A 15,697-nucleotide genomic window follows, 5' to 3' on the forward strand; every position below is an offset into this window, starting at 1 on the left:
TGATAGATTTGTCAAATTGACAGGCTATTTTTTTTAAAATGGGAGTACCTATGCCAGGCATATATGACATTTGTGTCCAAGACCATTTTGCAGCAGCCCATTCCCTGAGGGGCTATGATGGCAACTGCTCAAATCTGCACGGCCATAATTGGGTTATTGAAGCGCACATACGCTGCACCAAACTCAATCAGTTGGGCATGGGCATAGATTTTAGGGATGTCAAAGGTGTGGTCAAGGATGTTTTAAGCAAACTGGATCACACCAATCTTAATGAGGTTGCCGAATTTGGATCAATCAATCCCACGGCTGAAAATTTGGCCAAATTTCTCTACTCGGAACTGTCCAGGCGTCTGAACACCGAATTCATCAAGGTCCAAAAAATTATGGTATTTGAAAGTCCGGGCTGCGGATCATCCTACCAGGAGATATAAGTGCCCCTGAACATCTGCGAGATTTTTTACAGCCTGCAAGGAGAATCTACCCGGGCGGGCCTTGCCTGCGTGTTTGTCCGGCTGTCCGGGTGCAACCTGTCCTGTTCCTGGTGCGACACCACCTATGCCGCGACACAATCCGTTTCCATGACCCTAAATCAGATCGTGGACCAGGTGTCTGCCTTTGAATGCCCCATGGTTGAAATTACCGGCGGAGAGCCCTTGATTCAGTCCCAGACGCCTGCATTGATATCCGCACTTCTGGAAAAAGGATTTCAGGTGCTGCTGGAGACCAATGGAAGTTTAAGCATTGCACCTGTAGATCCCGCCTGTATCCGAATCATGGATGTCAAGTGCCCCTTATCCGGTGAAGCCGGGTCATTTCTTTTCGACAACTTCAAACACATGACATCCCGGGATGAAATCAAATTCGTGGTGGGTTCAAGGCAGGACTATGAATATGCCGCATCCATCATTAAAACGCGCCTTGTGAGCCATCCGATAGAAAATATCCACATCTGCCCGGTTTTTGGCCGGATTGAGCTTTCGGACCTGGCGGCATGGATATTAGAAGACAGGCTGGGTGCAAGACTGTCTCTCCAACAACACAAAATCATCTGGGATCCGGATTTAAGAGGAGTATAACCCATGACAAAAAAAGCGGTTGTTCTTTCATCTGGCGGTATTGATTCCACCACAGCCATGGCCATTGCCAGGGACAGGGGGCACAATATTTACAGTTTAAGCTTCAGCTACGGTCAGCGCCACAGCGTGGAGTTGGAATGCGCAAAGAAAGTGGCTTGCCACATGGGAGCCGTTATGCATAAAATCGTGGACATTGATCTGCGCCAGTTCGGCGGTTCTGCGCTCACCGACGACATTGCCGTGCCCAAACACGAAAGCGTGTCGCAGATTGACCAAACCCAAATTCCTGTCACCTATGTACCGGCCAGGAACACCATCTTTTTATCCTATGCCATGGCCTGGGCCGAGGTGCTTAAAGCCGAAGCCATTTTTATCGGCGTCACAGCCGTGGATTATTCAGGATACCCGGATTGCAGGCCCCAATTCATTGAAGCTTTCCAGACCATGGCCAACCTTGCCACAAAAACCGGGATAACAAAACAAACTGTTTTGACCATTGAAACCCCTTTGATCCAAATGTCAAAATCCGAAATAATCACAACCGGACATGGTTTAGGCGTGGATTACAGCCTGACCATTTCCTGCTATGATCCGGACAGCCAAGGACGCTCCTGCGGCAGATGCGACTCATGTCTGCACCGCAAAAAAGGATTTACTGAGGCTGGTCTCCCTGATCCGACCCCCTACATTAGAGATCCACAAAGTTATTCGAATTTGCTCCAATTAAAATCATAGCTTGTGCTTCTTCCCCCACCCGGAAACCGAACCAGGATCATTTTTTGAACCAGATCAGCCAATTCTTTTTGGGCAGTGGCACGACTGGTATGAGCGATACCCATATATTTTTTATTTTTTAATCCACCTTCAAAACCATTGGGACCTGCATTAAAATAACATCATGTAAACATCAAAATTCAGGAGATTAAATTCTTTCTTGCCATCTGAGCGGTAGTCAGGATATTCTCCAATTATCTTAATTTTCGTTTTTGTGCCAACCATTTCCATATACCCATATAATGGTTGGATAATATATATTTTTTTCATGCCATACCGACATAAGCACTCTGTTCGTTTAACTAAACAAAGACTAAAAGGGAGAATGACAATGAAAGATGAGAAGAAAAAACTCACCACCAATGCTGGGGCTCCGGTACCGGACAATCAGAACGTCATGACCGCTGGCCCTCGCGGCCCTCAATTGCTTCAGGATGTCTGGTACCTGGAAAAAATGGCTCATTTTGATAGAGAGGTTATTCCCGAGCGACGGATGCACGCGAAGGGCTCCGGAGCTTATGGCACTTTCACCGTAACCCACGACATCACCCAATACACCCGCGCAAAAATCTTTTCTGAGATCGGCAAAAAAACTGAATTGTTTGCACGCTTTTCCACTGTGGCCGGAGAACGCGGTGCTGCAGACGCAGAACGTGATATTCGCGGTTTTGCACTTAAATTTTATACCGAAGAAGGCAACTGGGATATGGTGGGGAATAATACGCCGGTCTTTTTTTTACGAGACCCGCTCAAATTCTCAGACCTTAACCATGTCGTCCATCGGGACCCTCGTACCAACCTCCGCAGTGCTAAAAACAATTGGGATTTTTGGACTTCCCTACCCGAGGCATTGCATCAAGTGACAGTGGTTATGAGTGACCGCGGCATTCCGGCAAGCTTCCGCAATATGCATGGATTCGGCAGTCATACATTCAGCTTTATTAACGCCCAAAACGAGCGTTACTGGTGCAAATTCCATTTCCGCACCCAACAGGGCATCAAAAACCTCACAGATTCGGAAGCAGAAGCAGTGATCGGTAAATGCCGTGAAAGCAATCAACGCGACCTGTACTACAGTATCGAGAATGGAGAGTTCCCACGCTGGACCATGTTTGTCCAGATTATGACCGAGGAAGAGGCTACTAAGCTTCCTTACAATCCTTTTGATTTGACTAAGGTCTGGTACAAGAAGGATTTTCCGCTGATTGAGGTGGGTTATTTTGAACTTAACAAAAACCCGGAAAACTATTTTGCCGAGGTCGAACAAGCGGCCTTTAATCCAGCCAACGTGGTGCCGGGTATCAGCTTCTCACCTGACAAAATGCTTCAGGGCAGACTTTTCTCATATGGCGATACACAACGTTACCGCTTAGGTGTCAATCATCACCTCATACCGGTAAATAAAGCCCGTTGTCCCTTCCACAGTTACCACCGCGACGGCCAAATGCGGGTGGACGGCAACTATGGTTCAACCCTCAGCTACGAGCCCAACAGCTATAATGAATGGCAGGAACAGCCAGACTTCTCCGAGCCGCCTCTGGCATTGAGCGGTGCAGCAGCCCACTGGGACGCCCGCGAGGATGACAGTGATTACTATACCCAGCCGGGAAAGCTCTTTCGTTTGATGAGTAAGGAGCAACAGGAGGTCCTGTTTGGCAACACCGCCCGTGCAATGGACGATGCGCCGGAGATGATCAAAATCCGTCATATCGGAAACTGCCTGAAGGCTGACCCGGCCTATGGCGAGGGGGTGGCTAAGGCACTGGACATTTCGCTGAGCAAAGTTCCAAAGTAAAAATATATAAGATAGCAACCGCATCAAATCGGAATGGTAAAAGCTGTATCAACTAGCTATGCAGCTTTTACCAGCCGGTATTTTTTTCGTTACTCACAGGAAAACCAAAACAAGTCTAACTTCCAGTATTATCAAATAAAACCAGCTATGGTTTTATTTGATGCTATCCGGGTCAGGAATCTCGCGTTCATGTATTCCCAGCAGGAACAAAAGACCATCCAGGCCCATGGTGGAAATGGTATTGGCCGCTTTTTCCCGGACAATGGGCTTGGCGTTAAAGGCCACACCGAGTCCGGCAATGGAAATCATGGGCAGGTCATTGGCTCCGTCACCCACGGCAATGGTCTGCTGGATGGACAGATTTTCTTTTTTTGCAAGCTCACGTAAAAGTTCTGCCTTTTTCTGGCCATCCACAATTTCGCCGGAAACCCGGCCTGTGACTTCTCCGTTCTCTATTTCAAGGGTATTGGCAAATACATAATCAAACCCCAGGATCTCTTTAAGATAATTACCCACAAAGGTAAAACCGCCGGAAAGGATGGCAAGCTTGTAGCCCAGTCCCTTCAGGGTCCGGGTAACGAGACCGGCCCCGTCGGTCAGGGGCAGGGTCCGGGCAAGGCCCTTGATATCCTTTTCCTTTAATCCTTTAAGCAGGGCCACACGCCGTCTAAAACTCTCCTTGAAATCAATTTCTCCGCGCATGGCAGATTCGGTGATTTGGGCTACCTGATCGCCGACACCGGCCAGTTTTGCCAGTTCATCAATCACCTCAGCCTGGATTAATGTGGAATCCATATCAAACACAACAAGCTTACGGTTTTTACGGTAGATGTTGTCCTCATGAAAGGATATATCAATGCCCAGATCCTGGGAGATGTGAATGAACCGGCCCTTCATTTCGGGGATGCTTCTGGGTGTGCCGGACACAGCGAACTGGATACAGGCCATAGGTGGTTCTAACGGTCTTTTCAGGGATCTGCGGCCGGACATACGGGTAATGGAGTCAATGTTAAGCGTATGATCGGTAATCACGGAGGAGACAGCCGAAATCTGGGCTGTGGTGATATCCCGGCCCATGACCGTAATAATCCTGCGCTCCTTATCCTGGGTCTGGACCCAGGCTTCGTATTCATTCGGATCCACAGGCACAACATCCACGGCCAGCCCCATCTTATGTCCTTCAAAAATCAAATCCTTGAACATCAGGGAAAAATCCTGGGGACATGGAATATCCACCAGCATGCCCAAAGAGATATGTTCATGAATTACAGCTTGACCAATATCCAGAATGCTTACCCGATACTGGGCAAGGATGGTTGAAATTCGGGCGGTAAGACCTTTCTGGTCTTTGCCCGTAATGCTGATCAGAACAATATCCCCCATAATATATCCCCTATGAATTTGGTAATTGATCTTTAAAGGTATCCCGCATTCAATACTGGTACCATGCGCTGCCGGGTCTATTTTATAGCCTTGCCATCCGAATCTGTAAAGTGCTTTTGGCTCATCTGCCGGACCAGATTTTCCAGGGTCTTTTTTTGATTAAGGGAGGGATCCTCCAGCACTTGCTCAAATAAAAAAGCTTTAACTTTTCCAATGGCCGGACCCTGGGGCAGGCCCAGAATGTCCTGGATGTCCCTGCCTGAAATGGCAAGGTCATTCATATTAAATGGCGTCTTCTCATTAATGGCGTTCAGGATTTTGCCCAGACGCAGGCGGATATCCCCAAGGGAGTATGGCTTTTTGACCGGATTCAGATTGCCTTTTTTGTCGGCAATGCGCATGCGCAAAAAATCCTGGTAGGTCAGATTTAGATCATCCAGCATGGCCAGGAGCCTGCGTACCGCTTTCGGGGAAGTATCTGCTTTTAGAGGACGCATGTGCCCCCGGACCAGGGCGTGGATATGGTCCATGTCCTTTCTGGAAAATCGAAGACGCTCAAGGTCTGCCATCATGGCCCGGGTGCATTTCTGATGTCCCGGAAAAGTGTTTCGGCCCTCCTTGATTTCCCGTGCATCCATTTTCCCTGTGTCATGGAGAAATCCTGCCAGCCGGAGTATGGGCATGCATGCCGGCAGGGCATCACCCACCAGAAGATTATGCTCAAATACGGTTTCACCATGGTTGGGACCGCCATCCAGATCGTAGCACCGATCAAGACTTGGTAGAATGCGGGCCAAAAGGCCTGTATCATGAAGCAAAAGAAAAAATCTCGAGGGCTTGTCCATGCCCATGGCCTTGACAACTTCCCGTTGAATCCGGTCTGCGGTTCCTTGGGTCATAATTTTATGGGCCCGGGTACGGATGGCATTAAAGGCGTCCGGTTCAATTTTGAACCCGAAACGGGCAGCAAACCGGCAGGCCCTGACCATGCGCACGGGGTCTTCTTCAATTCGGTCAAAGGGATCCCGGGTGAACCGAATCGTTTTATGTTCAATGTCCGCCTGCCCGCCAAAGGGGTCTGCCAGGGTCCTGGTTTCGGGATCCCAGGCCATGCTGTTGATGGTGAGATCCCGGCGGCCAAGGTCTGTGGCCGGAAAGGTATGACCTGCATCCACAGCCTTTTTATCTGCGGGCCTGCAGGTTGCCACCTCCACCTTGTTGACCAGGGTCACGGCAAAAGATTTTCCCACATATTTCGGATTCTGGTCGGCAAACAGCCGGGCCAGATCTTCGGGCAAGGCATTGGTCAGGATATCCACATCCTCGGGTGAGATACCCAGAAAGGCGTCTCGGACAACCCCACCGGCCAAAAAGGCTTGAAAACCTTCGGTCCAAAGGGTTTCAAGGATAGGGGAAACGGGATTCCGCGCCTGGATAGTGTTCAGGATATCGGCAATTGAACGCATGCAAAATATTTTTTTAATAAATCCCGGACACAGGCGAACCGCACCCGGGGCATTTATTGGTCTGGGTTAAAAGATTTTCCACTGAATAGCCAACTCTTTTGATAACAATCTGACCGCAGTCTGGACAGTAGGTATTTTCCCTGGCGCCGGTTACATTGCCGGTGTACACATGAACAAGTCCGGCTGAAAGTGCAATGTCGCAGGCTTTTTCAAGGGTCTCCACAGGTGTCGGCCCAATCTGGGTCAGCTGGTATGTCGGGTGAAACCGAGATAAGTGCCAGGGGGTCGAAGGCCCCAATTCCCCGGCAATGAAGGACGCCATTTGCTTAAGTTCGTTGGGATCGTCATTGAGTCCCGGGATTATCAGGGTGGTGACCTCTACCATGAGGCCTAAATCCACCATGCTCTTCAATGTTTGCTTAACCGGTTCCAGGCGACCGTTACAATACCGGGTGTAAAATTCATTAGAGAAAGATTTAAGATCCACGTTGGCTACATCTATCACTGCAGCGGAGGCCTGCAGCAGTTTAGGGCTCATAAATCCGTTGGTAACAAAAATATTGGCAAGCCCTGCATCCTTTGCCAGCATGGCTGTATCCAAAACCAGTTCAAAAAAAACCGTGGGTTCGGTATAAGTATAGGCAATACTTTGGCATCCTTGTTCCACAGCCTTTGCCACAATCGCTTCGGGCGTCATTGCTTTGCCGGCAAGGCGACCTGAAAAAGGGTCTGCCCCCTGGTCACGGACCTGGGAAATATCGGCGTTCTGGCAGAACCGGCACTTAAAATTGCACCCGGGCGTGCCAATGGAATAAGAGAGGGAGCCGGGTTTGAAATGAAAAATGGGTTTTTTCTCAATGGGGTCCACATTGGCCGCCACCACCCGGTCGTACACCAGGGAAAAAAGCTGACCATCCCGGTTCTCCCGGACACCACACACGCCGGTATGTCCCGGTGTAATCGTGCAATAATGGTTACAGGCCAGACATTTTACTGCATGATCGGACAGTGTTTCATAAAGACGGGCACGTATCATTCTTTTACCTTGAATCCTAACGCCAGGCCTGTGGCCGGCTCATTGATTTTACGATTCCGGGGTTTTAAAGCCATGGGCCGGGTGCGAAACTTAGGCACGGGCTTGATCCGCATGCCAATGAATCCGCCCCAGTAGGACCACTGGATCAGGCGAAGACATTCCACACTTGAGACCAGGCTCCCGGACAAAAACGGGAACTGTAGGGTTGTCCGCCATTTTACAGGCACTTTTCCCAAGATTGAGGTCATCATGGTTTTCAACTCCCACACACTAAAAAAACGGGAACAGCTGTACATATCCGGGGAAAAAAAACCTTTGAACCGACGGGCCATATTCTGGAGGGCATACCGGTTATGGACGCCGATGACCACCTGTTCCCGGGCCACCCGACAGGCCTCTTCAATGGCCTTAGCCGGCCGGTCTGAAAATTCAAGACTGAAAAACAGTAATGCGGTATCAAACGAATTATCGTCAAAGGGCAGATCTTCGGCTGTCCCCCGATGCAGATCAACGCGATGACCAAACCGTTCAGCAGCCTTGTCCAGCATATATGCGGAAGGGTCAATACCGGTCAGGCTCATGCCCAGATCCACAAAAGGTTCAAGACTTAATCCCGTACCGCAGCCAATGTCCAGCAAACGCTTTCCGGGCATGGGGTGAATCAGGGAGCTGATCAGTTTGATTTCAAGTTCAAGGCAATGTCTGCCCCGGCCTTTTTCAAAAAAGGCATCATAGTCCTGGGCCGCCTTGAAATCAAATTCATATGCCATGCTCAGGTCTCTTGCTCCAAAGGGGTTAATGTCCAATGGTCAGGTTACAAAACCTACCCTTTTTCTCTTTGATCTTAAATTAACGATATTAACATAACGCACTCCCGGGAAAAAGCAATCAAACCCGTAAAAAAACAGACAAGACCCGGACTGTAAAAAAAATTATAGGCGGACAACAATGAATTGGGACTTACTATGGCAGGTGGGATAACGGACAGACCGTAAAAAACGCGGTCCTTAGGGGCTTCGAAAAACAGACAAAATCAAGGAATTATTTTCCCAAGTCCTTATTCGTGGGTGTCAGACCGTTTCCTTTTGTTATACCAGTCATACCCCTTATATAACTTGTCCATGCATGCGGGGCACAGGCCGTGGGTAAACGTCAGATTAGAATGGGTCTCAAAATAGCTGTCCACATCATTCCAGAACCCCTTATCATCCCGGATTTTTTTGCAATGTGAACACATGGGCAAAAGGCCGCGCAGGGTTTTAAGTTCAATATGGGTTTTAATGCGGGCCAGAAGTTCAGCCGAATGAAAGGGTTTTGTTACATAATCAACCCCGCCCACATCAAATCCCTTTAAAATATCCTGGGCATCAGACTTGGCCGTTAAAAAAATCACCGGAATCTGGTGTGTGGGAAATTCAGCCCTCAACTTTTCACAGACCTCATACCCATCCATCTCCGGCATCATGACATCTAGGAGGATGAGATCCGGAAATTCGGATTTTACAAACGTCAGGGCCTGGGGCCCACTTTGGGCCATGGCAACTTCATATCCGTTATTAGAAAGCAACTTCCCAAGGAACTGAAGATTCTGAGGTTTGTCATCAACCGTCAAAATGAGATTTTTATTGACCATCGTGATGCTCCAGGAACAACTTTATGAATTAATCACAGCTGCAGTTTCCGCAGCAGCCCGAATCGCAGCCCCCGCCTTTGGTTCCACAGCTGCTTGCCGGAGGTTCCAGCCCGGTTTCAGCAATGGTGATATCAAAAACAAGGGTTTTACCGGCCAGGATATGGTTTACGTCCATGGTCACACTTGTCTCATTTACACCTGCCACCCGCGCAGGAACCGGCTGACCTGCCGGATTCTGGAGTTGAAGATCAAGACCTTCTTTCAGTTCCATCTCCGGGGGGAACTGCTCCCTTGGGATCTCCACCATGGCCTTCTCATCTCTTGGGCCGTATCCCATTTCAGGCGGAATGGTTACGGTTTTTGATTCCCCTTTTTTCATGCCGATGACGGCCTGGTCAAAGCCTTTGATCAGCATGCCTGTATCAACGGTGAAAGTCAGTGGCTGTCTGCCTTCGGAAGAGTCAAACACGTCCCCGCTTTCAAGTTTTCCCGTATAATCCACGGCAATGGTATCCCCTGATTTAATTGCTTCGCTCATAAGTCTTTTCCTTCCAGTCGGTGGCGGTTCCGACTGTTACGTTGGCTTTCCGGAACTTTTGCCCGAAAAAATTTAACCATCCTCTTTTTAAGGATGGTTTAAACAAAATGAGCTGAAATTATAGGGGAAAAACGAAAAGATGTCCAAAAGTATTTTAAAATTTGATATTATTCTGTTGAATGAAATATGGTATGGTCAGACAGAAATTACTAAAATTAAGATAAGGATAGTAACATGGAACTTTTGAAAATTATTGCAGCCATTATTCTTCCACCGGTGGGTGTGTTTCTCCAGGTCGGCATTGGAAAGCACTTCTGGTTGAATATTCTTTTAACCATTCTTGGCTACATTCCAGGTATTGTTCATGCCATCTGGGTAATCGCCAAAAATAAATAATTTTTGCAGAAAATTCCGCCGCCTGCGGCGCTGCAAAAAAAATATTAATCCTCACAACCATCAAATTGCTCCGATTGAAATTTTTTTTGTGCCTTCCATCCAGGCGAATTTTTCGCAAAAATGACAGATTGTGGCTGATAGGGCATTTTCATTTAAAAGGGCAGGCAGCGGGTAACATCGGCATCTGCCCTTTTATATTCAATTAAGGCTTTGTTTGATCATTGATTATTATCCCATGAACGGATAGGCGTAATTTACGGGGGGAACCAGGGTTTCCTTGATGGTCCGGGATGATGCCCAGCGAATCAGGTTCAGATAGGACCCTGCTTTATCGTTGGTGCCGCTCTTACGGGCTCCGCCAAAGGGCTGCTGACCAACCACGGCGCCGGTGGGCTTATCATTGATATAAAAGTTTCCGGCGGTGTGGGTCAACCGGGCCATCAGAGCATTGATCACTTCGCGGTCCATGGCAAAAACAGCGCCGGTCAAAGCATATGGGCTTGTATTGTCCAGAATGTCCAGGGTCGCGTCAAAGTCTTTATCCTCATATATATAAACCGTGAGAACCGGTCCAAAAATTTCTTCGACCATGGATTCGTAATCCGGTGTTTTGGCCTGGATCACGGTGGGGTGAACAAAATAGCCCTTGGACTTGTCCCGCTGACCGCCGATGATCACTTCAGCATCGGAAGATTCCTGTGCCCGTGAAATGTAAGCGTCGATGTTGTCAAATGATTTTTCATCAATCACGGCATTCACAAAGTTTGTGAAATCAGTCACCGGACCCACCTTGATTTCAGCTATTTTTTCTTTAAGCTGATCCTGGACCGCAGGCCACAGGGAGGCCGGTACATAGAGGCGGGAGCATGCAGAGCATTTCTGGCCCTGGAACTCAAAGGCACCCCGGATGATGCCTGTGACAAGCGCATCAACATCAGCGCTGGCATGGGCAAAGATGTAGTCCTTACCGCCGGTTTCACCCACGATCCTTGGATAAGAAATGTAGGTTTCAATGTTTTCAGCCGCTTTTTTCCAAAGATTCTGGAAGACTGCAGTGGAGCCAGTGAAGTGCATGCCAGCAAAATATTTATGGGTAAACAGAATATCACCGGTCTGTGAACCGTAGCCCGGGATGAAGTTGATAACGCCAGGGGGAAGCCCTGCTTCCTTAAGGATCTGCATCACATAGTAGTTGGACAGAACAGCCGTGGTGGAAGGTTTCCACACAACCGTGTTGCCCATCATGGCAGGCGAGGTGGGTAAATTGCCGGCAATTGCGGTAAAATTAAACGGGGTCAGCGCAAAAACAAATCCTTCCAGGGGACAGTATTCCAGTCGATTGTAAACGCCTTTTTCGCTAAACGGCTGGTTGGCGTAAATTTCTTCCATATAGGTGACATTGAAGCGCAAAAAATCCACCAGCTCGCAGGTGGCGTCAATTTCGGCCTGGAAGGCGTTTTTTGACTGACCCAGCATGGTAGCCGCATTAATTTTGGCCGAATATTTCTGGGAGATCAAATCCGCCGTTTTCAAAAAAACTGCCGCACGCTCTTGCCAGTCCATGGTCTCCCAGGCCGCTTTCGCAGAAAGGGCTGCGTCCACAGCCGCCTTGATTTCTTTCTCGCCCGCCATATGCACTTTACCCAGCACATGACCGTGGTCATGGGGACAGACCACATCACGGACATCACCGGTTTTAATCTCTTCACCGTTGACAATCACCGGAATTTCAACCTGGCCTGCCATCTGACGGCCAAGCTCTGCGGACAATGCCCCACGTTCCGGGCTGCCCGGTGCATACATCTTGACAGGTTCATTGTAGGGTTGGGGGATGGTAAATATGCTGTTTGCCATTTTATAACTCCTTTTTTAAACTATCTCCTTCTATCCAATGTTAAATTCGATACCCTGGGCCAGCGGCAGTTCCTTGCCCCAATTAATGGTGGTGGTCTGACGTCTCATGTACACTTTCCATGCATCAGACCCGGATTCACGCCCGCCACCGGTCTCTTTTTCACCGCCGAATGCGCCGCCGATTTCAGCACCGGAGGTACCGATGTTCACGTTGGCAATGCCGCAATCAGATCCTTTATGTGACAAAAATCCTTCCTGGTAATGCAAGGAGGTCGTAAAGACAGCAGAAGACAGACCCTGGGGCACGTCATTATGCAGTTCAAGGGCTTGCTCAAACGCATTGTATTCAATGATGTACAAGATGGGCGCAAAGGTTTCACTCTGGACAATGGGGAAATCATTTTTTACTTCAGCCACAGCTGGCAGCACATAGTGGCCACCTTCACAACCGTCCACAGTGATCCGCTCGCCACCGCAAAGCACCTTTCCACCGCAAGCCTTTACGGCTTTTAAGGCCTCTTCCATGGCAAGGACAGCGCCTTCGTCAATAAGTGGCCCCATGAGCGTACCGTTGTCCAGGGGATTGCCGACCTTGACCTGTTTGTATGCACTGACCAGGTTGTTGACAAAGGTTTGTTTTACGGAAGAGTGAATGATAATCCTGCGGGTGGAGGTACAGCGTTGTCCTGCGGTACCCACTGCGCCGAACAGGGTGGCCCGGACGGCCATGCCTATGTCCGCATCTTCGGTTACGATAATCGCGTTGTTGCCGCCAAGTTCCAGGAGAGACCGTCCTAAACGCCCCCCAACCACTTCACCCACATGTTTGCCCATGGCAGTGGATCCTGTGGCGGAAATCAGGGGGATTCGCGGGTCATGGAGCATAGGTTCGCCCACATCATCTCTGGAACCGATGATCATGTTGAAAATTCCCTCAACGCCGTATTTGTCAACCACAGGTGTAAGGATGTTCTGGATGGCAATGCTGGTCAAAGGCACCTTTGAGCTGGGTTTAAACAGGATCGCATCACCACAGACAGAGGCAATTAAAGCGTTCCAGGACCATGGGGCCGCAGGAAAGTTAAACGACGTGATCAACCCGACAATTCCCAAAGGGTGCCATTGTTCGTACATCCGGTGTTCGGGCCGTTCGGAATGCATGGTCAGGCCATACAGCTGGCGGCTCAGGCCCGTTGCAAAATCGGCAATGTCGATCATCTCCTGGACCTCACCCTCGCCTTCGGCCTGGATTTTACCAACTTCAAGGGAGATCAGAGCGCCTAATGCCTTTTTATTTTCCCGTAACGCAACACCGATCTCACGCACCATATCGCCGCGCCGGGGAGCGGGCATCATACGAAAAGTTTTAAATGCGTCCTGGGCTTTGGCCATCACCGCGTCATAGTCTTTTTTTTCAGCCGTCAGAACGCCGGCAATGGGCTTGCCGTTAATGGGGGAACAGGAAACAAGCTCTTTCCCCTTTGTTTTAAGCCATCCCTTGCTGCCACCGATTGTGGCACCGGAATTGACGGATTTAATCCCAAGGGCATCAAGGATTTGTTTTACTTCTGCATTCAATGCGTCGCTCATATAAATCACCTCCTGATGATATCTTTTATGAAATTGAAAAGGCAGACCAAGAGATCAGGGGGAATTATCAACGCGTTCATGTCCGGCCTATGCATCGGATTTATGCCAAAACACACGATGATCAGAGAGCTTGAAGAAAAACGTCTGTGGATCTGTTCCCCCGAATCCAGCCAAACGCAGACCATTTCAATATCTTTATCAAAAAAAACGGGAATTTATAAAAAATAAGGCCCTTATTAACTACCTGACCCGGATCAAGCCCAATGAATTCGGGGTGGGATAAATCCAAATCAGCATATACCCCGATATTACATAAAAACGTTCTAAAAAGGAATAAATTTAACATAACCAGGTGGATGAAAAATGACTCCAATTCAGTATTCAGGAATGATAACCAGAATAAAATTGTCGCAAAAAGCCGGGCAACTGGTATGGAAAACCTGACAGCTAATATATCTTGACAGGATACGGGCCCATCCTGTAAGAAGAAACGATTTGCACCCACACCAAGGGGATTTTATGTCAAAGAAATCATTGGAGATTATATCAAACGCTGCCGACAAGGGGATAAGGTTTTAGGCGGCTGTTTGATCCCATGTTATGTTAAAACCAAAATCGGTCTGCCTTAAGTTAAAACGTTTTAACTTAGTCCTTTTTCCCCTGCAGAATTCAAAATTGAATATCTGCTGTTCTCATTTTCTTTTCTGTCGGCAGCGACACGTTATTAAAATTATATCGTATTAATTGTAGCCAGGGCCGGCTTGTGCGGTCGCCACGTAAACCAAAATTGAAGACAGGCAGGATATAACAATGAGCAACGAAAAATCATTACAGCAAGACAATAAGTTTAAACATCTTTCCCATTTGGGCTGGACTGTCAGTTTACAGGAACAACTTGAAAATATAGAAAATAAATCTCTTATTCCGGCTCGGGTGACCGGGGTCAGAAAAAAATATTTTTTTATCAATGACGGCAAAGAAGAGCTGCTGGCGACCCCGGCCGGGAAACTTCAACATGATACCAGCAGCATATACCCGGTTATCGGAGACTGGGTTATGGTCAGACAAACAGCTATAGAACAAATACTGCCGCGAAAAAATACCCTGACCAGGGGTGCTGCAGGCATGCGTGGTCGAAAATCCGGCGAGTACAAGGAGCAAACCATCGCGGCCAATCTTGACAGCGTATTTATCGTTACCGGCCTTGACCAGGATTTTAATTTACGCCGCATTGAGCGATACCTGACACTTGTCTATAATTGCGGGTTGAGCCCGGTCATCATCCTGACAAAGGCGGATCTTCACGAGGATCCCGAACATTTTGTACACGAAGCAAAAACCATTTCATTCGGTGTTCCCGTACACCTGGTTTCTGCGTTTAATGATTCAGGTCTCTCCGAACTGAACCCCTATCTGGTGCATGGCCGGACCTGTGTCATGGTGGGATCTTCCGGCACAGGCAAATCCACGTTGATCAACCGGCTGTGCGGAGAAACCGTCCAGGCCACCGGCGAGGTAAGTGCCCATATGGGAAAGGGGACGCACACCACCACGTCCCGGGATCTGATCATGATGCCCCAGGGCGGAATGATCATTGACAATCCCGGCATCCGTGAAATCACCTTCTGGGAGATTGACCAGGGTGTTGAATCGACCTTTCCGGAAATAGAAGAGTTCGCAGCCCAATGCCGTTTTTCAGACTGCACCCACACCCACGAGCCCGGATGCCGGGTTCTTCAAGCCGTCCAGGACGAAGAGTTGACCGAAGCCAGACTGGAAAACTACCTCAAAATGAAACGAGAACTGGAATATATCTCCGAGCGAAAAAACAAAAGCGCAGATCGTGTGGAAAAAGAACGGTGGAAAGGGGTGTCCATGAAAATCAAGTCCATAAACAAAAAGAAGTAAAGTCCGTTTAACCAAAGTTCTTTTTCAAAACGACATCACAAAGCGAGAGGCCGGAATTAAAGTCCTAATCCCGACCTCTCATCAACGACAGAGATCGCATCCCCAATTCTAAGTTTTCAGCAGACTATCATTTAAAATAACAATGTTTGTTGCGTAAATAAAAATTTTAAAGTAAATACGCACTAAGACGATACAAATCTTTTAAAACTCCGTTCCTTTTATTTGTTACAGACCGCATATTTTATACT

At 48.4% G+C, this 15,697-nt stretch carries 14 protein-coding genes; 6 read left to right on the forward strand and 8 right to left on the reverse strand.

The window, feature by feature from the left end:
* Positions 1-50 precede the first annotated feature (50 nt).
* The 4 genes from queD to EYB58_RS06775 all read left to right on the forward strand — a co-directional run bounded on the left by queD (position 51) and on the right by EYB58_RS06775 (position 3,645).
* On the forward strand, positions 51-431 hold the full coding sequence (queD, locus tag EYB58_RS06760) for a 6-carboxytetrahydropterin synthase QueD (RefSeq protein ID WP_111953846.1): 381 nt from the start codon (positions 51-53) through the stop codon (positions 429-431).
* Positions 432-1,076, forward strand: coding sequence for a 7-carboxy-7-deazaguanine synthase QueE (locus EYB58_RS06765; RefSeq protein ID WP_111953844.1), 645 nt, complete (start codon positions 432-434; stop codon positions 1,074-1,076).
* A 3-nt stretch (positions 1,077-1,079) separates the two neighbouring features.
* The gene (gene queC, locus EYB58_RS06770; protein WP_111953842.1) at positions 1,080-1,811 is read left to right on the forward strand and encodes a 7-cyano-7-deazaguanine synthase QueC; all 732 of its coding nucleotides are present in this window, start codon (positions 1,080-1,082) and stop codon (positions 1,809-1,811) included.
* 370 nt (positions 1,812-2,181) lie between these two features.
* The gene (locus tag EYB58_RS06775) at positions 2,182-3,645 is read left to right on the forward strand and encodes a catalase (protein WP_111953840.1); all 1,464 of its coding nucleotides are present in this window, start codon (positions 2,182-2,184) and stop codon (positions 3,643-3,645) included.
* Between the two features lie 153 nt (positions 3,646-3,798).
* Here the strand turns inward: EYB58_RS06775 and serB are convergent, their stop codons facing one another.
* The 6 genes from serB to EYB58_RS06805 all read right to left on the reverse strand — a co-directional run bounded on the left by serB (position 3,799) and on the right by EYB58_RS06805 (position 9,701).
* On the reverse strand, positions 3,799-5,028 hold the full coding sequence (serB, locus tag EYB58_RS06780; RefSeq protein WP_111953838.1) for a phosphoserine phosphatase SerB: 1,230 nt from the start codon (positions 5,026-5,028) through the stop codon (positions 3,799-3,801).
* A gap of 77 nt (positions 5,029-5,105) precedes the next feature.
* Positions 5,106-6,494, reverse strand: a complete 1,389-nt coding sequence (locus tag EYB58_RS06785; protein WP_111953836.1) for a CCA tRNA nucleotidyltransferase — start codon at positions 6,492-6,494, stop codon at positions 5,106-5,108.
* Positions 6,495-6,507: 13 nt separating this feature from the next.
* On the reverse strand, positions 6,508-7,530 hold the full coding sequence (gene amrS, locus EYB58_RS06790; RefSeq protein WP_111953834.1) for an AmmeMemoRadiSam system radical SAM enzyme: 1,023 nt from the start codon (positions 7,528-7,530) through the stop codon (positions 6,508-6,510).
* Positions 7,527-8,300 (reverse strand): class I SAM-dependent methyltransferase, encoded by a 774-nt coding sequence (locus EYB58_RS06795; protein WP_111953832.1) that lies wholly within the window; start codon positions 8,298-8,300, stop codon positions 7,527-7,529. The genes amrS and EYB58_RS06795 overlap by 4 nt, the downstream gene beginning before the upstream one ends.
* Positions 8,301-8,587: 287 nt before the next feature.
* The gene (locus EYB58_RS06800) at positions 8,588-9,163 is read right to left on the reverse strand and encodes a response regulator (protein WP_111953830.1); all 576 of its coding nucleotides are present in this window, start codon (positions 9,161-9,163) and stop codon (positions 8,588-8,590) included.
* A 28-nt stretch (positions 9,164-9,191) separates the two neighbouring features.
* Complete coding sequence (locus tag EYB58_RS06805) at positions 9,192-9,701, reverse strand: FKBP-type peptidyl-prolyl cis-trans isomerase (RefSeq protein ID WP_111953828.1); 510 nt, start codon at positions 9,699-9,701, stop codon at positions 9,192-9,194.
* Between the two features lie 234 nt (positions 9,702-9,935).
* Here EYB58_RS06805 and EYB58_RS06810 point away from each other — a divergent pair, with 234 nt between their 5' ends.
* Entirely contained in the window at positions 9,936-10,097 is a 162-nt protein-coding gene (locus EYB58_RS06810) for a YqaE/Pmp3 family membrane protein (protein ID WP_111953826.1), read from the forward strand.
* 228 nt (positions 10,098-10,325) lie between these two features.
* Here EYB58_RS06810 and pruA read toward each other — a convergent pair whose 3' ends face one another.
* Both pruA and amaB read right to left on the reverse strand, forming a co-directional pair.
* Complete coding sequence (pruA, locus tag EYB58_RS06815; protein WP_111953824.1) at positions 10,326-11,951, reverse strand: L-glutamate gamma-semialdehyde dehydrogenase; 1,626 nt, start codon at positions 11,949-11,951, stop codon at positions 10,326-10,328.
* Positions 11,952-11,981: 30 nt separating this feature from the next.
* On the reverse strand, positions 11,982-13,541 hold the full coding sequence (amaB, locus tag EYB58_RS06820) for an L-piperidine-6-carboxylate dehydrogenase (protein WP_111953822.1): 1,560 nt from the start codon (positions 13,539-13,541) through the stop codon (positions 11,982-11,984).
* 810 nt (positions 13,542-14,351) lie between these two features.
* Here amaB and rsgA point away from each other — a divergent pair.
* Positions 14,352-15,449: a ribosome small subunit-dependent GTPase A gene (gene rsgA / locus EYB58_RS06825; protein ID WP_111953816.1), complete on the forward strand. Its 1,098-nt coding sequence runs from the start codon at positions 14,352-14,354 to the stop codon at positions 15,447-15,449.
* Positions 15,450-15,697: the final 248 nt, after the last annotated feature.

It is taken from the genome of Desulfobacter hydrogenophilus (assembly GCF_004319545.1).
GTDB classification, from domain to species: Bacteria; Desulfobacterota; Desulfobacteria; order Desulfobacterales; family Desulfobacteraceae; genus Desulfobacter; species Desulfobacter hydrogenophilus.